Origin of the sequence: Streptomyces sp. TLI_146, from assembly GCF_002846415.1 — a bacterium.
Classification (GTDB): Bacteria; Actinomycetota; Actinomycetes; order Streptomycetales; family Streptomycetaceae; genus Streptomyces.
Genome location: NZ_PJMX01000001.1, coordinates 6937654 through 6958512, shown reverse-complemented (window position 1 = coordinate 6958512; position 20859 = coordinate 6937654). Strand labels below are relative to the sequence as shown.

The 20859-nt window shown below is 74.7% G+C and carries 17 protein-coding genes; 9 read left to right on the top strand and 8 right to left on the bottom strand.

All coding sequences use genetic code 11. The annotated features are described in order from the left end of the window. Window positions 1-143 precede the first annotated feature (143 nt). The 3 genes from BX283_RS30970 (at window position 144) to BX283_RS30960 (ending at window position 2206) form a co-directional block, all read left to right on the top strand. Window positions 144-1118, top strand: coding sequence for a LuxR family transcriptional regulator (locus BX283_RS30970; RefSeq protein ID WP_101390744.1), 975 nt, complete (start codon window positions 144-146; stop codon window positions 1116-1118). 93 nt (window positions 1119-1211) lie between these two features. Beyond that, complete coding sequence (locus BX283_RS30965; protein ID WP_180357295.1) at window positions 1212-1694, top strand: DUF456 domain-containing protein; 483 nt, start codon at window positions 1212-1214, stop codon at window positions 1692-1694. 140 nt (window positions 1695-1834) lie between these two features. Then, window positions 1835-2206 carry a PPOX class F420-dependent oxidoreductase gene (locus BX283_RS30960; protein WP_101390743.1) on the top strand — a complete coding sequence of 124 codons (372 nt, stop codon included), beginning with the start codon at window positions 1835-1837 and terminating at the stop codon, window positions 2204-2206. Here BX283_RS30960 and BX283_RS30955 read toward each other — a convergent pair whose 3' ends face one another. From BX283_RS30955 to BX283_RS30930, 6 genes are all read right to left on the bottom strand, one after another. Beyond that, window positions 2207-2662: a MarR family winged helix-turn-helix transcriptional regulator gene (locus tag BX283_RS30955; RefSeq protein WP_101390742.1), complete on the bottom strand. Its 456-nt coding sequence runs from the start codon at window positions 2660-2662 to the stop codon at window positions 2207-2209. It abuts the gene before it with no gap. A 136-nt stretch (window positions 2663-2798) separates the two neighbouring features. Further along, the gene (locus tag BX283_RS30950) at window positions 2799-3896 is read right to left on the bottom strand and encodes a calcium:proton antiporter (RefSeq protein ID WP_101390741.1); all 1098 of its coding nucleotides are present in this window, start codon (window positions 3894-3896) and stop codon (window positions 2799-2801) included. Between the two features lie 55 nt (window positions 3897-3951). Next, the gene (locus tag BX283_RS30945) at window positions 3952-5358 is read right to left on the bottom strand and encodes a DNA-3-methyladenine glycosylase 2 family protein (RefSeq protein WP_101390740.1); all 1407 of its coding nucleotides are present in this window, start codon (window positions 5356-5358) and stop codon (window positions 3952-3954) included. An 88-nt stretch (window positions 5359-5446) separates the two neighbouring features. Next, entirely contained in the window at window positions 5447-6571 is a 1125-nt protein-coding gene (gene rsgA, locus BX283_RS30940; RefSeq protein ID WP_101390739.1) for a ribosome small subunit-dependent GTPase A, read from the bottom strand. A 231-nt stretch (window positions 6572-6802) separates the two neighbouring features. Continuing rightward, entirely contained in the window at window positions 6803-7771 is a 969-nt protein-coding gene (locus BX283_RS30935) for a LysR family transcriptional regulator (protein ID WP_373979310.1), read from the bottom strand. 85 nt (window positions 7772-7856) lie between these two features. Continuing rightward, on the bottom strand, window positions 7857-9359 hold the full coding sequence (locus tag BX283_RS30930) for a hypothetical protein (protein ID WP_143676497.1): 1503 nt from the start codon (window positions 9357-9359) through the stop codon (window positions 7857-7859). 166 nt (window positions 9360-9525) lie between these two features. Between BX283_RS30930 and BX283_RS30925 the strand changes: the two genes are divergently transcribed. Next, complete coding sequence (locus tag BX283_RS30925; RefSeq protein WP_101390737.1) at window positions 9526-9918, top strand: VOC family protein; 393 nt, start codon at window positions 9526-9528, stop codon at window positions 9916-9918. Here the strand turns inward: BX283_RS30925 and BX283_RS30920 are convergent. Then, entirely contained in the window at window positions 9858-10580 is a 723-nt protein-coding gene (locus tag BX283_RS30920; RefSeq protein WP_101390736.1) for a helix-turn-helix domain-containing protein, read from the bottom strand. The genes BX283_RS30925 and BX283_RS30920 overlap by 61 nt on opposite strands. Before the next feature lie 81 nt (window positions 10581-10661). Here BX283_RS30920 and BX283_RS30915 point away from each other — a divergent pair, with 81 nt between their 5' ends. From BX283_RS30915 to BX283_RS30900, 4 genes are read left to right on the top strand one after another with little or no spacing between them, the layout of a single operon-like run. After that, window positions 10662-11039 (top strand): CU044_2847 family protein, encoded by a 378-nt coding sequence (locus tag BX283_RS30915; RefSeq protein ID WP_101390735.1) that lies wholly within the window; start codon window positions 10662-10664, stop codon window positions 11037-11039. After that, a complete protein-coding gene (locus tag BX283_RS30910; protein ID WP_101390734.1) occupies window positions 11039-12775 on the top strand; it encodes a trypsin-like peptidase domain-containing protein in 1737 nt (578 codons plus the stop codon). The genes BX283_RS30915 and BX283_RS30910 overlap by 1 nt, the downstream gene beginning before the upstream one ends. Before the next feature lie 19 nt (window positions 12776-12794). Further along, a complete protein-coding gene (locus BX283_RS30905) occupies window positions 12795-13832 on the top strand; it encodes a MoxR family ATPase (RefSeq protein ID WP_101390733.1) in 1038 nt (345 codons plus the stop codon). Then, window positions 13822-17721 carry an SAV_2336 N-terminal domain-related protein gene (locus BX283_RS30900; RefSeq protein ID WP_101390732.1) on the top strand — a complete coding sequence of 1300 codons (3900 nt, stop codon included), beginning with the start codon at window positions 13822-13824 and terminating at the stop codon, window positions 17719-17721. Before BX283_RS30905 ends, BX283_RS30900 begins: the two co-directional genes overlap by 11 nt. Here BX283_RS30900 and BX283_RS30895 read toward each other — a convergent pair. Next, window positions 17718-18887: a YihY/virulence factor BrkB family protein gene (locus tag BX283_RS30895; RefSeq protein ID WP_101390731.1), complete on the bottom strand. Its 1170-nt coding sequence runs from the start codon at window positions 18885-18887 to the stop codon at window positions 17718-17720. The two genes, BX283_RS30900 and BX283_RS30895, sit on opposite strands and share 4 nt — an antisense overlap. Window positions 18888-18904: 17 nt before the next feature. Between BX283_RS30895 and BX283_RS30890 the strand changes: the two genes are divergently transcribed. Beyond that, entirely contained in the window at window positions 18905-20551 is a 1647-nt protein-coding gene (locus BX283_RS30890; protein ID WP_101390730.1) for an acyl-CoA dehydrogenase family protein, read from the top strand. Window positions 20552-20859: the final 308 nt, after the last annotated feature.

Below are 20859 nucleotides of genomic sequence, written 5' to 3'. Positions count from 1 at the left end.
CTTGTTGCCGACGGCTGTTGGTACTGCGGTTGCGCCACCTTGGCAGAGGGGCGGAAGGTGCGGGGACGATGTTGTGAGGCGGGTTTGCGCCGTGGCCGTTTCCCGCCACGCGTGGACAGCGGGCGCGAGAGGGGCGGACGAGGGTGCTCGGAGCGATAGGCCTGGACGAGACGCAGGAGTCGGCGTACCGGACGCTGGTGGCGCTGGGCGCGGCCGAGGTCGCGGACCTCGCGCACCGGCTCGCGCTGCCCGAACCCGAGACGGAACGGGCGCTGCGCCGCCTGGAGCGCCAGGGCCTGGCCGCCCAGTCCTCGGCCCGCACCGGGCGGTGGGTGGCGGCCCCGCCCGGCGTCGCGCTCGGCGCCCTGCTCACCCAGCAGCGCCACGAGCTGGAGCAGGCGGAGCTGGCGGCCGCGCTGCTCGCCGAGGAGTACCGGGCCGAGGCCGCCGAGCCCGCCGTGCATGACCTGGTGGAGGTGGTCACCGGCGCGTCCGCCGTGGCCCACCGCTTCCACCAGCTCCAGCTGGGCGCCGCCGACGAGGTGTGCGCGCTGGTCACCGGCAATCCGATCGCGGTGACCGGGATGGACAACGAGTCCGAGGAGCGGGCCGCGACCCGGGGAGTGGCCTACCGGGTGGTCATCGAGCGCGAGGTGCTCGCCCTGCCCGCCGGGATCACCGAGGTCACGGCCGCGCTCGGACGCGACGAGCAGGTGCGCACGGTCGACCGGGTGCCGACCAAGCTGGTGGTGGCCGACCGGAGCCTGGCGATGGTGCCACTGACCGGCCGGGACGCCGAGCCCGCCGCCCTGGTGGTGCACGCAAGCGGCCTCCTGGAGTCCCTGATGGGCCTCTTCGAGGCGGTGTGGCGGGACGCGCTGCCGCTGCGGCTCGCGGGCACGGCGGTACGGGAGGAGGTGTCCGGCCCCGACGCCACCGACCTGGAGGTCCTGTCGCTGCTGCTGGCCGGGATGACGGACGCGAGCGTGGCCAAACAGCTCGATCTGGGGCTGCGGACCGTACAGCGCCGAGTGAAGGGCCTGATGGAGCTGACGGGCGTCACCACCCGGCTCCAGCTGGGCTGGCACGCGTACGAGCGCGGCTGGGTGGCCCGGTAGCGGCCGGGCGCCAGGGGCGTGATCCGGCCGGATCAGGGGCCGGGCGCCGGGCCCGGACCTGCGGAGACGTTCTCTTTCCTGCACGCTGGGCAGGTGGGCGTGTGGCAGCTCCTGGAGATGGGCCTGGTGATGCTCCTCGGGCTGCTCGGCGTGCTGGTGCCCGGGGTACCCGGGCTTGCGATCGTGTGGGCCGCCGTGGCGTGGTGGGCCCTCAGCGACGCCACCGGCACGGCCTGGGCGGTCCTGGCCGGGGCGACGGGCCTGCTGCTGCTCGCCCAGTCCCTCAAGCTGGTCATGCCGCCCCGGCGCCTGAGGGCGGCCGGCGCGCCCCGGCGCTCCCTGCTGACCGGCGGCGTCGCGGCGATCGCCGGGTTCTTCCTGCTCCCGGTGGTGGGCGGGATCCTGGGCTTCCTCGGCGGGCTTTACGGCGCGGAGCGGATGCGGCTCGGCAGCCACGGGGCGGGCTGGACGTCGGCCCGTACGGTGCTGCGGTCCGGCGGGTACTCGGTCCTGATGGAGCTGCTCGCGTGCCTGCTGGTGGTGGGCACCTGGGCGGGCGTGGTGATCTGGGGCTGAGAGCCGCGTGCCGGGCGACGAGGTCCAGACGGGGGTGCGAAAACAGGCTCCCAGCCGGTGCGGACGTAGGTCGTACGACCCGGACGCTCTGGTTCCCGTAGCCGATGACCTTCGGCGGGCACGCGTGTGACGCTGGGGCCATGACCGAATTCAGCGCGGCCGAGCGCGCGTACCTGAAGTCCCAGCGGCTGGGGCGGCTGGCGACCGTCGACCCCAAGGGCCAGCCGCAGGCGAACCCGGTCGGGTTCTTCCCGCAGGACGACGGCACGATCCTGATCGGTGGATACGCCCTCGGCACCACCAAGAAGTGGCGCAACCTGCTGGCGAACCCGAGGCTCGCGCTGGTCGTGGACGACGTGGTGAGCGTACGGCCCTGGCGGGTGCGGGGCGTGGAGATCCGGGGCGAGGCCGAACTGCTCACCGGGCCGCACGACTTGGGGCCGCACTTCAGCGAGGAGCTGATCCGGATCCGGCCGCGGAAGATCCACAGCTGGGGGCTGGAGGACGTGTGACTACGCCCGGCTCGCCGGGTCGGAGCCATCGTGAGCCGCCTCGGCGAGGCGGCGCAGCAGCGGGCCGAGCGCGACGACCGCCCGGGCCTCCTCGGCACCGAGCGCGCCGAGCCGCCAGGCCAGCACCTCGGCCTCGGCGCGGGCGGCGTCCACCAGGGCGCGGGCGCCCTGGTCGGTGAGGACGATACGGGCGGCCCGGCCGTCCGTGGGGTCGCTCTCGCGCAGCACGAGCCCGGTCGACTCCAGGCCCGCGACGGCCGAGGTGGCGGTCGGCTGGGAGCACGGCACCCGGGCCGCGAGCTCGCCGATGCGGGCGGGCCCGCTCTCGGCGAGCAGCGAGAGCACCACGATCTGGGTGGGCTGGATCCCGTCGGCCGGGGCGGCCCGGCGCAGACTGCGCAGCAACCGGTGGAGCGAGATCACCAGTTGCAGCGCCGCATCGTCGTCGATGATCATCGCCCGTCCGCCGCCCCCCGCACCGAATTCAGGTCAGGCGAGTGTAATCCCCAGCGTGTACATGCCGCCCAACCGGTCGGCGACGGCCCCGCCCCTCCGGACAGCCGCGCGCCAGCCGGGTGCCCCGGCCGTCGGGTCAGGGGCTGACCGCGAGCACCAGATATCCGGCGAACAGGGCCAGGTGGACGCCGCCCTGCATCGGGGTCGCGCGGCCCGGGACGACGGTGAGGATGCCCACGCCGACGGTGAGCGCGAGCAGCACCATATGGCTGGCGCCGAGCCCGAGCACCAGCGGCCCGGACAGCCAGATCGACGCCAGCGCGACCGCCGGGATGGTGAGTCCGATGCTCGCCATCGCGGAGCCGAGCGCCAGGTTGAGGCTCGTCTGCACCCGGTCGCGGGCGGCGGCGCGGGAGGCGGCGATGGTCTCGGGCAGCAGCACGAGCAGCGCGATGACCACGCCGACGACGGAGGCGGGCAGCCCGGCGGCGGCCACCCCGCGCTCGATGGTCGGCGAGACGCCCTTGGCGAGGCCGACGACCGCGACCAGGGCGACCCCGAGCAGCGCGACGCTGATCAGCGCGGTGCGGGCGGACGGCGGATCGGCGTGCTCCTCGTCGAGCACCTCGCCCTGCTGGGTGACGGGCAGGAAGTAGTCGCGGTGGCGCACGGTCTGGGTGGCGACGAACAGCCCGTACAGCGCCACCGAGGCGAGCGCGGCGAAGACGAGCTGCGCGGTGGAGAACTCCGGGCCCGGCTTGCTGGTGGTGAAGGTCGGCAGCACCAGGCTGAGCCCGGCGAGCGTGGTGACCGTGGCGAAGGCAGCGCCGGTGCCCTCGGGGTTGAAGACGGCCAGTCTGCGGCGGAGCGCGCCGATCAGGAGGCAGACGCCGACGATCCCGTTGCAGGTGATCATCACGGCGGCGAAGACGGTGTCGCGGGCGAGCGTGGCGTTCTTGTCGCCGCCGTCCGACATCAGGGTGACGATCAGCGCGACCTCGATGATCGTCACCGCGACCGCGAGCACGAGCGAGCCGAACGGCTCGCCCACCCGGTGCGCCACGACCTCCGCGTGGTGCACCGCCGCAAGCACCGCGCCCGCCAGGAAGCAGGACACCAGCGCGACCAGCCCCGAGGGAAGCGACCGCCCCCAGGTGAACGCGAGCAGCACCAGGGCGAGCGCCGGCACGAACGCCGACCACCGGTCCAGGGGGACGCGGGCGAGACGGATCATGTACCGACGTTCCCAGACGGGGGCGGGGCGCGCCTGTCGGCGAAGCCGTACGGCGCTAGGGCCTGTCGGCCGCGCTCAGGTGCCGATAGGCGTACGAGCGCCAGGGGCGCCGGAGTTCGTCCTCCTCGTCGAAGCCCACATCCGGCTCGCCCAGCGCCCGCATACGGATCCGCGCCACCGTGCGGGCGTCGAGGCCCGGCAGAGTGCGCAGGGTCCGTACCGCCTCCTCGCGGTCGGCTCCCGCGTCCAGGCGCAGGCTGCCGTCCGCGAGCGCGGCGGTGAGCGCGGCCAGGGCCGGATCCGGGTGCGCGGCGAGCGTGCCGGGCTCCGGGAAGAGGTGGGTGAGCGCGCCGCACGGCACGTCGAGCCGCTTCCCGTACACCTCGGTCAACTCCCCCGCCGCTGCCCCGCCCACCAGCGCCCGTACCGCGTACTCGTCCGGGTCCGCCGCCCCAGGCGAGCGCATCCCCGGCCGGGCCGCGACCAGCGGGGCGAGGCGGGGGTCGGCCGCGAGCCGCTCGTCCACCGCGTACGGGTCGGCGTCCAGGTCGAAGAGGCGGCGCAGCCGCTGCACGGCGGTGGTGAGGTCGCGCAGGTCGGTGAGGTGGATACGGGCCTCAAGCCAGCCGCCCCGGCGCGGGCGCGCCTCGTCGACGGCCACGATGCCCGTGCCGTACGGCAGCCGCAGGGTGCGGCGGTAGGTGCGCGCGCCCGGCTCGCCGGTCATCTCCTCGACCCCGGCGACGGCCTCCTCGGCGAGCAGGTCGAAAACGGCGCGCGCCGCGTACGGGCCCCGGTGCGCGAGCCGCAGCGGGATCCCGGCGGCGAAGGCGGCCGAGCCCCGCCCGGCCTTCGTCCCGGACTCCTCGCGCAGGGCGCTGGGCGTACGGGCGTAGATCTGCCGGATGGTGTCGTTGAACTGCCGCACGCTGGCGAACCCGGCCGCGAAGGCGATGTCGGTGACCGGCAGGCCGGTGGTCTGGAGCAGCACCCGGGCCGTGTGGGCGCGCTGGGCACGGGCCAGGGCGACCGGGCCCGCGCCGAGCTCGGCGGTGAGCTGGCGCTGGACCTGCCGGGTGCTGTATCCGAGCCGTACCGCGAGACCGGGGACGCCCTCGCGGTCCACCACGCCGTCGCCGATCAGCCGGACGGCGCGGCCCACCACGTCGGCGCGGACGTTCCACTCCGCCGAGCCGGGCACCGCGTCGGGGCGGCAGCGGCGGCAGGCGCGGAAGCCGTGGCCCTGGGCGGCGGCGGCCGTCGGGAAGAAGCGGACGTTCTTGCGCTTGGGGGTCACGGCCGGGCAGCTGGGGCGGCAGTAGATGCCGGTGGTCGACACGGCGAAGAAGAACTCGCCGTCGAAGCGGGCGTCCCGGCTGCTGACGGCCTCGTACCGGGTCTCGTCGGCCTGCTCGTACGTCGCGGTCTCTTCGTACGTCTCGGTTTCTTCGCACGTGGTCACACGTCCAGTGTGCGCGAGGCCGGGCGGTTCGACTCGCGGGATTCGGACACGGCGCTCGTGGCGCCGTGTCCGGATCCCCGGGCGGCCGTCAGCGGCCGCCGCCCCGCTTGGCCGCGTAGTTCGCCCGGCCCTCGGCCGACTTGATGCGCCAGTCGCGGCGGATCTCGTTGCGCAGGCGCGCGTCGGTCTTGGCGACGATCCGCCGGTTCTCGCGGATCAGCTTGCGGTAGCTCTCCAGGCGCCGCTCGGCCAGCGAGCCGTCCTCGATCGCCGCGAGCACCGCGCACCCCGGCTCCGCCTCGTGGGCGCAGTCGTGGAAGCGGCACTGCCCGGACAGCTCCTCGATCTCCGCGAAGACCTGCCCGACACCGCTCTCGGCGTCCCACAGGCCGACCCCACGCAGCCCCGGCGTGTCGATGAGGACGCCGCCGCCGGGCAGGGCGAGCAGATTGCGGGTCGTGGTGGTGTGCCGGCCCTTGCCGTCGACGTCCCGGATGGCCTGCACCTCCATCACGTCCGCGCCGAGCAGTGCGTTGGCCAGCGTCGACTTGCCCGCGCCGGACTGGCCGAGCAGCACGCTGGTGCCGCCCGAGACGATCGCCCGCAGCACCTCGACGCCGTCGCCGGTCGCCGAGCTGACGGGCAGGACCTGGACGCCGGGCGCGGCCGTCTCCACGTCCTGGACCAGGTAGGAGAGCCCGACCGGGTCGGGCACCAGGTCGGCCTTGGTGAGGACGACGAGCGGCTGCGCGCCCGACTCCCACGCCAGGGCCAGGAACCGCTCGATCCGCCCGAGGTCCAGCTCGGCGGCGAGCGAGACCGCGATGATCGCGTGGTCCACGTTGGCCGCGAGGATCTGCCCCTCGGACCGGTTGGAGGAGGTGTTGCGTACGAAGGCGGTCCGGCGCGGCAGGTACGCGCGGACGAACCGGGGGTCGCCGACGGGTTCGACGGCGGCCCAGTCACCGGTGCAGACGACCCGGATCGGGTCGTGCGGGGTGACGAAGGCGGTGTCGGCGCGCAGCAGCCCGTCGGCGGTGACGATGTCGCACTGGCCCCGGTCGACGCGGACGACGCGGCCAGGCAGCAGGCCCTGGTCGGCGTAGGGCGCGAAGGCGGCGGCCCAGTCGTCGTCCCAGCCGTAGGGAGACAGGGCGTGTGAGGTGGAGGAGTGCTGCGAGGACGACTGCCGGAAAGCAGAAGAGGAGGACAAGGGGTGACCCTTCACAAGGGTGGCCCCGGCGGTGCGTTGGGTTCAGCCGGCGGCCACGGGAGTGGAATTGATGCGCTTCTGGATGAGGGCAGCGCCCATCGCGATGACAGCCATCTCACACCTCCCGGATCGGGTTCACAGCCGGAGTACGCCGGCCAACGGCCGCCGTACGGAACGCAGTCACCATAACGCCGGTCCCCGGACCCGGCCAACTGATTTATCCGCGCCCGCTCACCACTCCCCCGCCAGCGCCAGCAGCCGGTCCCGTAAGCGCGTGACTTGGGGGTTGTCGGGGGTGCCCGGGCGCTGGACCAGGTACGCGGTGTTGATCGGCGCGTCCTCGGGTTCGAGGAGGGCGACCAGGCGGCCCGCGTCGAGGTCGGCGCGGCACAGGTAGCGGGGCAGCACGGTGACGCCCGCGCCCGCCGTCACGGCCGCGAGGACCCCGCGCAGGTCGGGGACGGTGAGCGCGGCCTCGGCGGTGAGGCGGCGGCCGAAGACGTGGCGCCAGTAGCGACGGGCGATGGGCAGGTCCTCGGCGTACGTCACCAGGGGCACCCCGGCCAGCGCGGCCGGGCCGTCCGCCGCGACGTGCCCGGCGCCGATCCGCCGCGCCCACTCCGGCGCGGCCACGAGCACGAACTCCTCGTCGGCCAGCGGTACGGCGGTCAGGGTGCGCCCGCGCGGCCGCACGGTCGAGACGACCAGGTCGTGGCGGCCCGCGCGCAGTCCGTCGAGCAGTTCGTCGGAGAGGCCGGTGACGACGTGCAGCCGCAGCCCGTCCGCGACCAGCGGCGCGAGGGCGGGCAGTGCGGTGACGCAGAGGAACTCGGCCGGTCCGGCCAGGTGCACGGGCTGCGCGGGCGCGCCGTCGCCGGGGCCGCGGTCGGCGACGGCCGCGAGCGCGTCGAGCGGGGCGGCGACGCGTGCGACGAGGTCGTCGGCGTACGGCGTCGGCGCCACCCCGCGCGGCAGCCGCTCGAACAGCTCCCGCCCGAGCTGCCGCTCCAGGGCGCGGATCTGTGTGGTGACGGTGGGCTGGGACAGGCTCAGCAGCCGCGCGGCGGCGGTGAAGCTGCCGGTGCGGTGGACGGCGAGGAAGGTCCGCAGATGGGTGAGGTCGAGGGGGGCGTGGGGGCGGGCGGGGCGGTCCGGGTCGGGCGGGCCCGAGGCCGATCCATTCGTTTTTCTCTCCGTCACCCGTCAAGTATCGATCCGCCCTATGGATCGGGCGGCCCGGCGCCCGCCGCGAGCGGCCTTCGACGTGCGCTTTCGGGCGAACAGCTCAGGGAGCGGGTGCCAGGAAGACGTACCAGACCGTCCCCGTCCGGGGCGTGACCACCTTGCGGGCGGGCCACGACCGGGCGTAGGCGGGCGGGCCCGGCGTCGGCTGGACCAGGGCCAGCGGGGTGCGCCGGGCCGCCGCCACGATGCCCGGAACCGTCTGGGTGCGGTCCGCGCGGTCGCTGGCCTGCGAGGAGCAGCCGCCGTAGAAGGCCTGCGGCTGGGACTGCTCGCCGACGATCGTGCAGGGCGGGCGGATGCCGTACTCCCCGAGCCGGGCCACCAGCCACTCGTCGTCGGAGCGCAGCGCCTGCTGGCGTGCGGTACGCCGGTCCATGATCCCGTACTGGCCCCAGAGCTGGAGCCCCAGGCACACCGCGAGGGCGGCCACCACGACCGGCCGCCACCGTCCCCGCGCCGCCTCCACCGCCCCTGCCGCGCACTCGGCGACGACCAGGGCGAGCAGCGCGTAGGCGGGGATCAGGAAGCGCGGCGCCGCATAGCCGATGCCGAAGAGGTAGGGCACGCCGAGCACCGCCGCGCACCAGACCGCGAGCAGCGCCGTGCGCGCCCGCCCCGTGCGGGCCGCGCACAGCACGCCGAGGGCGGTGAGCAGGGGAAGGGCCAGCCACCACACCGCGGTCAGATGCGGGTTGGGCCAGCCGGAGGTGCAGGGGCGGCACAGCAGCGGGCCGTTGAGGGTCATCAGGTTCATGCCGAGCGCGTTGTGCAGGCTCAGCCCTCCCTGCGCCTCGCCCGCGCCGTGCACCCGCTCCAGGAGGCCGCCGAAGCGCAGATACGCCTCGATCACCCAGGGCAGCACTCCGGCGGCGAGGCCGCCGAGCACCGCGACGGCCAGGCGCGGGTGCCGCCAGGCCCGTACCGTGAGGACCGCCGCGAGCAGGGCCACCGCCAAGTAGCCGCCGTCGTACGGTCGTACGAGCGCCGTGAACGCCACGCTCAGCGCCACCGCGAGCAGCGGTCCGCGCCGCCGGTCGCGATCCGCGGCGGCGTGCAGGAACCAGCCCGCCCCGGCGAGCGCCCCGTACGCCACGTACAGGTTGGGCATGACCTCGCCCGCGTAGAACTGCACCACCCACAGACCGGCGAAGAGGACGGCGGCGAGCAGCACGACCCGGCGGCCCACCAGGGGCAGCCAGGGGCGGAAGGCGAGTGTGAGCCCGGCGGCCGCGAGCAGCAGCATCCAGGCGCGCAGCACCGGCACCGAGTCCGTGAGCTGGGCGGCGGGCGCGGCGAGCCAGCTGATGCCCCGGGCCCGGGGCTCGCTGAAGAAGGCGTCGGGGACGCGGGGGTCGACCTGGCTGACGTACACGGTCTCGTCCCAGCCGAGCGGCAGCCGCCAGGCGCCGGTGGCCAGTTGGACCGCGCCGCAGGCGAGCGCGAGGGCGACGCCGGCCAGGGCGAGGCGCATGGTGTCCCGGTGCGGGGCGCGCGTGGCCTGTCGGCTCGGCACGGTCCGGGTCGCTTGATCGGCGGCAGCCATGCGCCCACGCTACGCGGCCGGGCGCCGCCGGGCAGGCAGAGTGCGCCAAGGGGGTACGGAAGCGGAACGCGCACGACCGGGTCGGGCGGCGGCCCGCGAGCCCCGGCGCCGCGTCCATGTCCGTTCCGTACAAGACCCGTGGCCGGGCCGAGCCTACGTTGGAGCCATGAACGCACGATTCGACTCCATCGGCCTGATCGTCTCCGACATGGCCGCCTCGCTCGCCTTCTACCGCCGCCTGGGCCTGGACATCCCGGCCGGGGCCGACGGCGAGCCGCACGTGGAGCACACGCTCCCGGGCGGCACCCGGATCCTGTGGGACACCGAGGAGGTGATCCGCTCCTTCGACCCGGACTGGACCCGCCCGCAGAGCGGCGGCCGCGCCGACCTGGCCTTCGTCTGCGACAGTCCGCAGGAGGTGGACCGGCTGTACGAGGAACTGGTGGCGGCCGGATACGCCGGTCACCTCAAGCCCTTCGACGCCTTCTGGGGGCAGCGTTACGCGACGCTCCACGACCCGGACGGGGTGGGCGTCTCCCTCTTCGCCGCGTCGGCGTAGGCGGTGAGGGTGGTCCCGGCCAGGCCGCGCATCTCGCGGGCGAGGTGCGCCTGGTCGGTGCACCCCGCGGCGAGCGCCGCCTGCGCGTACGGCACGCCCGCGAGCACGAGGTCGAGCGCCCGCTGAAGGCGCAGGACGCGCGCGAGGGTCTTGGGGCCGTAGCCGAAGGCGTCCAGGGAGCGGCGGTGCAGCTGGCGGGCGCCGAGCCCGACCGCCTCGGCCGTCGCGGCGACCGGGGCGCCCGCCGCGAGCCGCTCGGCCACCGCCCGCATCAGCGGGTCCGGTTCCCCGGCCCTGGCCAGCGCCACGGCCTCCAGGGCGGTGGCCGGATCCGGTGCCTCGGCGATCCGTTCGGCGAGGCGGCGCACCTCGTCGCCCGGCCAGAGCGCGTCGAGGTCCACGCGCCGGTCGCGCAGCTCGTGCGCCGGTACGCCCAGGGCCGCCGGGCCCGCGCCCGGCGCGAACCGCACGCCCGCGAACCGGGCCCCGGCGGCCGCGTCCGGGACGTACGCGTGCGTGTCGGGACCGGCGACGAACAGCTTGCCGTCGCGCCACAGCAGGTCCATGCAGCCGTCCGGCAGGACGGGGCGGACGGCGCCCGGCTCCACCGTGCGCGCCCAGACCACCGCGCCGGCCAGCCGCGAGGCACGCTCTCGGTACATGATTCGAGGCTAACCCGGACAGCGGCCGGGGTGCTCCGCCACAATGGTCGCCCGGTCCGGCACGGCTGCGAGGGGGCGGCGATGGGTGCGCTGATGGAGTTCCAGACCGACGAAGGCGCGCGGGTCGTGGTGGAGGTCGAACGGCACTCCTCCGGCGCCAAGTTGGTGCGCCGGGGCGACAACTCGGTGTCCGAGGCGGCCCGTACGTTCGACAACGCCCTCGAAGGCATCCGGGCGGCCGCCGAGTCCGCGCTGCACGTCTTCCGCGACGGCCGCCTCAAACCGGACGCGGTGGAGCTGGAGTTCGGTGTGAAGCTGACCGCCGAGGCGGGCGCGGTGATCGCCAGGACGGCGGTCGAGGGCCACCTCCTGGTGAAGCTGTCCTGGTCGCCGGGGACCGGCGGCGCTCCCGCCGCGCCCATCACCGCCCCGGACCCCGGAGCCACGGCAGCTCAGTGATGGCGTCACCCTCCTGGCACGCGTACATCGAGTGCGGCGGCGCGGTCGGCGCCGGCTTCCTGTTCACCGACCGCCAGGTGCTGACCTGCGCCCATGTGGTGTGGCAGGAGGAGCGGGCCGAGGTGCGCTTTCCCGGGCTGCCGGGACACCCGCCGGTCGCGGCGCGCGTGGTGGCGCGCGGCGGCTGGGCGGGCGGCTCCCGGGACCCCGGCGACTGGGCGGTGCTCGAACTGGCCGAGGCCGTCCCGGTCCGCCCCGCCCGCTTCGCCCGCCCGGACGCGCCGTACGCGTACCCGCCGCCCAAGCTCCTCGCCCACGGCTTCCCGGAGGACTACGAGGAGGGCGTCATCAGTGAACTGCGCGTCGGCGCGGCCGAGTTGACCAGCAACGAGTGGACACAGCTGGAGGACTGGAAGGGGTACGGGACGCCGGTGAGCGGCGGTTTCAGCGGGGCGGGTGTCCATCTGGCCGAGGGCGGCGAGGTGGTCGGCATGGTCTCCTCGATGGACCCGGTGCGGATGGTCTCGGCGCAGGTCCTCGCCCGGTCCTGGCCGCCGCTCGCCGAGCATGTGCCGACCCCCGGCCACCAGGCCGCCGAGAAGCGGGCCCTGGCCGCGCTCCTGGCCCGCGTGCCCGAGGGCGCGGCCGACCCGGACCGGCTGTTCCGGCAGGCGGTGGGGCCGCTGGGCCTCGCGCCCCCGGACGGCTGCTTCGCCGACCTGTGGGAGGCCGTGTGGCATCTGCTGGCGGAGTCGGTGCCGAGGGCGGGCGCGCTGCCGCTGGCCGAGTTCGCGGTGCGGCTCGCGGCGGCGGCCGACGAGGGTCCGGCGCCGGACCCCGGGCTCGGGAGCGGGCTGCGCGAGTGGGCCCGCGCCTACCGGGCCCGCTTCGACGACCCGGGCGGCGGCCCCGGCCGGGCCCCCGACCTGGGCTGGTCGCCGGTCCTGGTGGAGATCAACCGCAGCGGCGAGGGCCGGAACGCGCTTCTGGTCGAGGTGTACGCGTACCGGGACGGCAGCCGCAGGCTCGTCGACGCGGCCACCGTCACCGGCGAGAGACAGCTGCGCGAGTGGGTCCTGGACCGGGTCGACGCCGCGTTCGGGGACCTCGACGACCGGGGCCGGGCGCTGGTCGCGTTCGCGCTGCCGCGCAACTGGCTGCACAAGCCGGTCGACCAGTGGGTGCGGCGCAAGGGCATCGAGCCGCCGCTCGGCTGTGTGTCGCCGGTCGTCGTCATGGACCGGCTGCGCCGCAAGAACCCGAGGCTCCAGTGGACGCTGCGCCAGATGTGGGAGACCCTCGACGGCCGCCGCGGCTCCCCCGTGCACCGCATCGAGTGCGGCAGGGCGCCCCGCCCGGACAAGCTTTCCGTCCAACTCCAGGACGTGTACGGCCCGGTGGGCTTCGCCCGGCCGCCGGACCCGGCGCGGGCGGCCACCGAGCCGCACGGGGCCGCGCTGAACGCGCCCTCGCCGATCGTGCTCTGGCCGCACACCGGCTGCACCGGGGCCGCCTGCGACGAAGGGTGCCGGGGCAGCGGCTTCCTGGACGAGCTGGCCCGCTGGCTGGCCGATCTGCCGCCCGGCGAACTTCCCGGACACGTACTGAAGTTGCGCAAGGAGGCGTTCATGCACGACGAGGACGCGCCGCACTGGGCGGCCGGGCTCACCCTCGTCTGGGAGGACCCGCGCCGCTTCCCCGCCGTCGCCCCGCCCGACCGGTCCCCGCTGAGCTGAAGGATCTGGAGCAGCCCGTATGTCCTTGTGGCCCGTGTACACCGGCGGCGGCGAGCCGCACGACGGCATCACCCAGCTCCCTCCGCCGCCGCCCTGGCGCGCCTTCAACGGGAAGCCGGTGCTGCCGCCGCCGTCCGAGGACCCCGACGACGCGGCCTCCTCACCGGACCGCACCCACCGCGCCGAGACCTACGTCGTCACCGAGCAGAGCGTCGAACTGGTCAACGCGGCCCTGTACTTGCGGCGCCCGCTGCTGGTGACGGGCCCGCCCGGAAGCGGCAAGTCGAGCCTGCCGTACGCGGTGGCGCGCGAGCTGATGCTGGGGCCGGTGCTGCGCTGGAACGTCACCAGCCGCAGCACGCTGGACGACGGGCTGTACCAGTACGACCCGCTGTCGCGGCTGTACGCGGCGCGCGAGGAGGGAAGGGACGACGGCTGGGGCGTGGCGCGACGCGAGCAGATCGCGGACCATCTGCGGCTCGGCCCGCTCGGCACCGCGCTCCTGCCCCACCTGCGCCCCCGGGTCCTGCTGATCGACGAGATCGACAAGGGCGATCTGGACCTGCCCAACGACCTGCTGAACGTCCTGGAGGAAGGGCAGTTCGAGATCCCCGAGCTGGTACGGACGGCGCACCGCGACCCCGAGGCGCACATCATGGTGGCGGGCGCCGACGACCGTGTGCCGGTGCACCGGGGCCGTATCCGCTGCCACGCCTTCCCCTTCGTCGTGCTCACCAGCAACGGCGAGCGCGAGTTCCCGCCCGCGTTCCTGCGCCGCTGTGTGACGCTGGAGCTCAAGCAGCCGGACAAGCAGCAGCTCAAGGCGATCGTGGAGGCGCATCTGGGGCAGCTCGACCACGACGCACTGGAGCTGGTCGACACGTTCCTGCACCGCGCGTCCGGCGGCGAGCTGGCCACCGACCAGCTGCTCAACGCGGTCTATCTGACCCGCACTTCGGGGCTCCAGGGCGCCTCGCGCGAGCAGCTCGCCGAGCATCTCATGCCGTATCTGAGCCAGCAGCTGGAGCCGGAGGGCCTGCGGCCCGATGAGTTCTGAGCCCGCCGGGCAACGGCATCTCGCGGACCGGCTGCGGCGCGTGCTCGCCGCGGCGGGCGGCCGTGCGCCGACGGGGCGGGAGCTCGCCGAGGCGCTGTGGCTGGCGCAGCACATGCGGCCGGAGCCGGAGGTCCACAGCGGCGGCCTGGACCGGCGGCTGCCCGACCGGCGCCCCGAGCCCGCGGTGGAGGGACCGGGGCCCGAGCCGGAGGCGCCCGAGCCCGACCCGCCCGTACGGGCGGAGGAACCCGACCGCGTACCGCTGCGCACACCCCCGCCCCCCGCGCCCGCGCCGGAGCCCGGCGGCAAGCACGCGCCCCTCCTCGCACCCGCGCCCGCGATGCTCGCGCACCCCCTGGCGCTTCAGCGGGCCGTGCGCCCGCTGAAACGGCGGGTGCCGTCGGCGTACGAGCGGGAGCTGGACGAGACGGCGACCGCCCACCGGGGCGCGCTGGCCGGTGACCGCCCCGAGTGGTGGTTCCCCGTACTGCGCCCGCGCCCGGAGCGCTGGCTGCACCTGCGGATCGTCTTCGACGCGGGTCCGACGATGGCGATGTGGCGCCCGCTGCTGCGCGATCTGCACCGGGCGCTGGCCCAGACGGGCGCGTTCCGCACGGTGGAGGTGCTGCCGCTCGCCGCCGACGGCGGGCTCCCGGCGCGCCCGGCGGCGACCAGCCGTACCGCCGTGCTCGTCCTCAGCGACTGTATGGGCCCGCAGTGGCGGGACGGCCCGGCCGGGCGCCGCTGGTACCGCACGCTGCGCGGCTGGGCCCGCACCCTGCCGGTCGCCGTGGTCCAGCCGCTGCCGGAACGGCTGTGGCAGTACACGGCGTTCGCACCCGCCGCCGGACTGCTGAGCGCGCCGGGCCCGGGGGCGGCGGGGGCCTCGCTCACCTTCCTCCCGTACGAGAGCGACGTGGCCGCGACCGTGCCCGGCGGCATCCCCGTGCCGGTCCTCGAACCCGCCGCGCGCTGGCTGCGCAACTGGGCGGAGCTGGTGGGGGCGCGCGGCGGGACGCAGGTGCCGGGCGCGGCGGCGGTGCTCGGGGGGCGGCCGCCGTGCGCGGAGACGGCGGCTCCGGTCCTCGACCTGCCGCCCGACGAACTCGTGCTGCGGTTCAGGTCGGTGGCGTCCCCGGCCGCGTTCCGGCTCGCGGCGCATCTGGCGGTGGGGTGCGCGCATCTGCCGGTGATGCGGCTCGTGCACGCGGCCGTGGAGCCGCACCCGCAGCCGCAGCACCTGGCCGAGGTCGTCCTGAGCGGCATGCTCACGGCGGTGCCGGGCCCGCCGGGCGCGTACGACTTCCGGCCCGGCGTCCGCGAGGTCCTGCTCGGCACCCTGCCGCACACGGCCCACGTCCGTACGAGCGGACTGCTGAGCCGGGTCAACGCCCGCATCGAGGCGATGGCGGGGGCGGTCCCGGGCGAGTTCCGCGCGCTGGTGGCGGCGCGGGGCGGACCGGTGGGGGCGGTGCCGGGGGATCCGTTCGCGCTGGTGAGCCGGGAGAGTGTGCGGTTGCTCCGGGGGCCGGAGGAGGTGGGCGGGGGGCGGGTGCTTGAGGGGCGGTACGAGTTGCGGGAGCGGATCGGACCACGACCGCCCGGTGAGGTGTGGAGAGCCCGGGAGCTGACGTTGCGACAGATGGTGGCGGTCACGCTCTACCGCCTCCCAACGGACGGAAGGTCCGCCCCCACACACGGCTTCCTCGCCCGGGCCCGCGAGGTCGCCGCCATCCACCACCCCCATCTGCTGCTGAACTTCGACGCCTTCGCGACCGAGGACGCGTGGTGCCTGGTGACCGAGCTGGTGGAGGCGCCGACGCTGGACGAGGCGATGGCGCGGCACCCGGACGGGTGGCCGGTGGAGGACGTCCTGCAAACCGGCCGGGAGCTGCTGTCCGCTCTCGACGCCCTGCACGAGGAGGGCATCGTCCACGGCTCCGTACGGGCCGAGAACGTCCTGCTGTCGGCCGAGCGCGGGGCGCTGCTGTGCGATCCGGGCGTCCGGCACGACCCGGGGCCTCGGTTGGAGGACGACCTGCTGGAGGCGGGACGGCTGCTCTTCCGGATGGCGGTCGGCACCCGGTCGGCGGCGACGGAGTCCACCACGCCCGAGGCCGCACCGCGCGCTGCCCTCGCCCACCTCCCCTCCGACCTCGCATCGACGATCCTCGGGCTCCTGGACGGCTCGCGCAGGGCCCGCTCGCGAGCCGCCGCCGACCTGCTGTCCTCCCCCTCCACCACCCGCCGCGTCTACCGCCTGCTCGGCCCGCCCGAGGCCTGGGTCAACGGCATCCCGGCGCCGGACTCCGACGGCCCCGAGCTGCGGATGCTGTGCGCGCTGGTGCTGGCGCAAGGGGATCGGATCGCGGGCACCGAGCTGTGGGAGCCGAACTGGCGGGACGACGTCCGCGACGTCGCGAACCGGCTGAGGCTCCTGGGCCACCCGGTCGTGGGCACGGCCGACGAGACGTACCGGATGACGCTCAAGGGCGCCGACATCGACCTGCTCAGCGCCGAACAGCTCGTCTTCCAGGCCGAGGCCGCCGAGTCCTCGGGCGAACGATCCCTGGCCCTGGACCGGTACGAGAGAGCGCTCGGCCTGTGGGCGGGCGATCCGCTGGAGGGGATGCCCGGCGAGTGGGCGGCGCGGCACCGGGGGGAGTTGGCGGAGCTGCTGCGGATGGTGAGGGAGCGGCGGGACCTCCTGCGGATCGTGTCGTCCCACCCGCTGGTGGTCGTCGAGGTCCTGCCGGACAGCGCCCTGCGACCCGTGCCCGCCTCGCTGCTCACCGCCGTCGAAGCGGTGTTCGGCGTCGCACCGGAGGCCGCGGAGCCCTACGGCGCCGCCACCCGCCTTCTGGTCCGCCCCGCCGCCCCGCCGCTCGCCGTACTGGAACAGATCGTCGAGGAGTTGCCCGCGCGGCTGATCCGGGACATGCCGCGCACCGAACTCGAATCCGTACGGCTGCGCGTCCTGGTGGATCCGGACGGCCAGTACAGCCGGGCCAAGTTCGTCATCGGCATTCCGCCGACTCCGGCGGACACGGCTCGCGCCGGCGTGGTCGACGTGTGTGTACCGGACGCGCTCCACCGGATGCTCGATGCCCGCGGCGCCGAGGAGTACGAGCGGTTCGAGGAGGCCGGACACATCGTGTGGTTCCGGCGGATCGAGCCACCGTCGGGGCGCCGCATCACCTTCCAGTTCCCCCTCCCCAGCGCCGTGGACGGCCTGGCCTTCACGGCTCGGGCGGACGTCGCCTGGTGGTTGCTGGACAGCCCCGCCGCGGTGGACGAGGTCCGGCGCTGGCTGAGCGACGAACTCGCCCCTCTGGTCCGCGAGCACGGACTCGCCCAGCTCGACCTCGCGCAGGTCAGGGTCGACGCACGGCTGAGCAAGCCCCAGTCCCTGGGGCAGGGCGGCGGCGACTTCCTGGCCCGTGTCACCCTCCACCCCTCCCTCACCCCCCTCCGCACCCTCCTCGCCCCCGTCCGCACCGTCCTCGTCGACCACGACGGCACCCTCTCCCGCCCGCATGCCCAAGAGGCGATCCGGGCGCTCGTCGCGTCGGGGCGGCGGGTCGTCGTCGTGACCGGTGGGGACGCGGAGGCGGTGGAAAGGGTGCTCGGGGACGCGGCGGGCGACCTGGCCGGGATCCGGGCGCGGACGCAGATGGGCGAGGACGCCATCCTCCAAGCCGTCGGGACCGTCGCCGACGCACTGGTCGTCGGCCGCATGCCCGGCGCCGCCGCCAGCGCCGCCCGGCTCGGCGTCCCCTACATCGGCCTGGCCGACGGAGCCGCCTCCGCGGCGGACCTGCGGGCGGCCGGGGCGACGCTGGTGACCACGTCGCTCGGGGCGATCACCGACGCGCTCCAGGACGGCTAGGGCTTGTCGCGCCCGTGCGGGTCCCGCGTCCCGTGCAGGCGGGACTTCACGTCGTCCGGCGGGAGGAAGCGCGACCACCGCTCCGGGTACTCCGACGGCATCCCGGGGTCGGCGGGGTCGTAGTCGTCCGGGTCGCCCTGGTAGGCGGCCCGGGCCTGGGCCGCGCGGGCCACGATCTCGGCGGCCTGGGCCGTCTTGGCCCGCTCGTTGGCGGCGCGGGCAGCGGCCGTGGCGACCGACGGCCACACCCGGTCGATCGCCGCGTTGACGGCCGCGCCCACCAGCACCGCGAAGGCCGAGACGCCGATCCACAGCAGCACGGCGACGGGCGCGGCCAGCGAGCCGTAGATCGTGGGGCCCTCGACCGTGTTGGTGAGGTAGATCCGCAGCAGGAACGAGCCGAGCACCCACATCGCCAGGGCGACCAGGGCGCCCGGCACGTCCTCGATCCACGGCGAGCGGACCGGCACCGAGACGTGGAAGAGGGTGGTCAGAAATGCCACCGAAAGGAGGATCATCACGGGCCAGTACAGAACGCTGATCACATCCGTCCCCCACGGGATCAGCTCGACCACCCGGTCCGGGCCGACCACCGCGAGCGGCAGCACCACCGCGCCGATCAGGAGGGCCACGATGTAGAGCAGCAGCGAGAGCATCCGGGTGCGCACGATGCCCCGGTGGCCGTCGAGCCCGTACATCACCGTGATGGTGTCGATGAAGACGTTGACGGCCCGGGAGCCCGACCACAGCGCGAAGGCGAAGCCGAGGGAGACGATTTCCGGCCGTTTCCCCTTGGTGACGTCGGCCAGGAGGGGCTCGGCGAAATCGTGGACGCCCCGGTCGGAGAGGACCGACTGGGCGGCGGTCAGGATGTTCTTGTTGATGCTGGCGACGGTGTCCGTGTTGGTCCAGCCGTCCACGTAACCGAGCAGCGCGATGAGGCTGAGCAGCAGCGGAGGCAGTGAGAGCAGGGTGAAGAAGGCCGCTTCGGCGGCGAGCCCGAGGATGCGGTACTCGATGCACGAGTTGACGGTGTCCTTGAGGAGCAGCCAGGCCATCTTCCGCTTCGACACGTTGCGGTAGAGGACACGGGCCCGGTGGAGTCGGCTCGGGGCCCGGTGGAGTCGGCCCGATGGCCGCTCGGGTGTTTCATTTGCTGGCTGCACCTCCTTACCGTATCGGCATGGCAGCCACCACCCACACAGTGACCAACCAGGCTCCGCCCCTGGTGGGATACGACGTCTTCCTGTCCGACCGCGCTCTCACCGAGGGGGTGGAGCGGCATCTGGCACCCGGTCTCCTCGACGAGGCGCGGGACGAGCTCAGCGCCCTCGGGCGCACCGCGGGTTCCGCCCAGGCGCAGGAGTGGGGCGTCCTGGCGAACGAGAACCCGCCCAGGCTCCGCACCCACGACCGCTACGGCAACCGGATCGACGAGGTGGACTTCCACCCGAGCTGGCACCGGCTGCTCGGGCACGCCGTCGGGGCGGGGCTGACCGACGCCTGGGGGCGGCCGGGCGGCCATGTGCGGCGCGCCGCCGGGTTCCTGGTGTGGACGCAGGCGGAGGCGGGCCACGGGTGCCCGCTGTCGATGACGCACGCGGCGGTGCCCGCGCTGCGGACCGATCCGGCGCTGGCCGCCGAGTGGGAGCCCCGGCTCACCTCCCATGTGTACGAGGAGGGGCTGCGGCCGGCCGGCGACAAGGCCGGGGTGCTCTTCGGGATGGGCATGACGGAGAAGCAGGGCGGCAGCGACGTCCGGGCCAACACCACGCAGGCCAGGCCGCTCGGGGACGCCGGGGAGTATCTGCTGACCGGGCACAAGTGGTTCTGCTCGGCGCCGATGTGCGACGGGTTCCTGGTGCTCGCGCAGGCGCCCGGCGGGCTGACCTGCTTCCTGGTGCCCCGGGTGCTGGACGACGGGACCCGCAACACGTTCCGGATCCAGCGGCTCAAGGACAAGCTGGGCAACCGGTCCAACGCCTCCAGCGAGGTCGAGTTCGACGAGACGTGGGCGCGCCGGGTCGGGGACGAGGGGCGCGGGGTGCGCACCATCATCGAGATGGTGGCGGCGACCCGGCTTGACTGCGTGGTGGGTTCGGCGGCGCTGATGCGGCAGGGCGTGGCGCAGGCGATCCACCACGCCGCGTACCGCAGCGCGTTCGGCGGGGTGCTGATCGAGAAGCCGCTGATGAGGAACGTGCTGGCGGATCTGGCGCTGGAGTCGGAGGCGGCGACCGCGCTGGCGCTGCGGCTCGCGGCGGCTCAGGACGCCGTCCAGAGCACCGGCAGCGAGCAGGACCAGGCGCTGCTGCGGCTCGCGGTGCCGGCCGCCAAGTACTGGGTGACCAAACGCTGTACGCCGGTCGTCGCCGAGGCCCTCGAATGTCTGGGCGGCAACGGGTACGTGGAGGAGTCCGGGCTGCCCCGGCTGTTGCGCGAGTCGCCGTTGAACTCGATCTGGGAGGGCTCGGGCAACGTCCAGGCGCTGGACGTACTGCGGGCGCTCCAGCGCGAGCCGCACGCCCTGGACGCCTTCCTTCAGGAGGTCGGGCAGGCACGCGGCGCGGACCACCGCCTGGACGGGTCGATCAAGAACCTGCTGACGGAGCTGGCCGACCTGGACGGCATCGAGGCGCGGGCGCGCCGCCTGGTGGAGCGGATGGCGCTGGTGCTCCAGGGGGCGCTGCTGGTGCGGTGGGCGCCGTCGGAGGTGGCGGACGCGTTCTGCGCGTCCCGGCTCGGCGGCGACTGGGGTACGGCCTTCGGGACGCTGCCGCACACGCTCGACCTGGGCGCGGTCGTGGAGCGGGCGCGGGCGCGGGTCTGACCCGCGGCGGGGCCGGGCCGACCGGCGTTCCGGGAAAGGCGGACGCCCGGGCCTTCAGCGGCCCGGGCGTCCTCACCGGAACGTGCGTCGGGGGTGGTGCTGCGCCGACACGGCACCACCCCCGCACTCTCATGTGCCCTCACGGGCCATGACGACCGGACGTCCGGTGTTCCACCACCTTCGTACACACGCGCGGTCGTTCGCGAGAGTTGCAAAGGGTTGCAACCTTGTGCGGCATATCGCCGCGCGCGAACGGCCGGGCGGGCACGATGAACAGGTGGCACCCGCGTTCAACTCCCCCTCGGAAC

What these genes read in the sequence shown, in the direction of transcription:
- BX283_RS30950 (WP_101390741.1), bottom strand. Translation starts at nt 3,896, where the DNA reads ATGATCCGTCTCGCCCGCGTCCCCCTGGACCGGTGGTCGGCGTTCGTG.
- BX283_RS30905 (WP_101390733.1), top strand. Translation starts at nt 12,795, where the DNA reads ATGTCCTTGTGGCCCGTGTACACCGGCGGCGGCGAGCCGCACGACGGC.
- BX283_RS30890 (WP_101390730.1), top strand. Translation starts at nt 18,905, where the DNA reads ATGGCAGCCACCACCCACACAGTGACCAACCAGGCTCCGCCCCTGGTG.
- BX283_RS30915 (WP_101390735.1), top strand. Translation starts at nt 10,662, where the DNA reads ATGGGTGCGCTGATGGAGTTCCAGACCGACGAAGGCGCGCGGGTCGTG.
- BX283_RS30925 (WP_101390737.1), top strand. Translation starts at nt 9,526, where the DNA reads ATGAACGCACGATTCGACTCCATCGGCCTGATCGTCTCCGACATGGCC.
- BX283_RS30930 (WP_143676497.1), bottom strand. Translation starts at nt 9,359, where the DNA reads ATGGCTGCCGCCGATCAAGCGACCCGGACCGTGCCGAGCCGACAGGCC.
- BX283_RS30910 (WP_101390734.1), top strand. Translation starts at nt 11,039, where the DNA reads ATGGCGTCACCCTCCTGGCACGCGTACATCGAGTGCGGCGGCGCGGTC.
- BX283_RS30960 (WP_101390743.1), top strand. Translation starts at nt 1,835, where the DNA reads ATGACCGAATTCAGCGCGGCCGAGCGCGCGTACCTGAAGTCCCAGCGG.
- BX283_RS30920 (WP_101390736.1), bottom strand. Translation starts at nt 10,580, where the DNA reads ATGTACCGAGAGCGTGCCTCGCGGCTGGCCGGCGCGGTGGTCTGGGCG.
- BX283_RS30900 (WP_101390732.1), top strand. Translation starts at nt 13,822, where the DNA reads ATGAGTTCTGAGCCCGCCGGGCAACGGCATCTCGCGGACCGGCTGCGG.
- BX283_RS30955 (WP_101390742.1), bottom strand. Translation starts at nt 2,662, where the DNA reads ATGATCATCGACGACGATGCGGCGCTGCAACTGGTGATCTCGCTCCAC.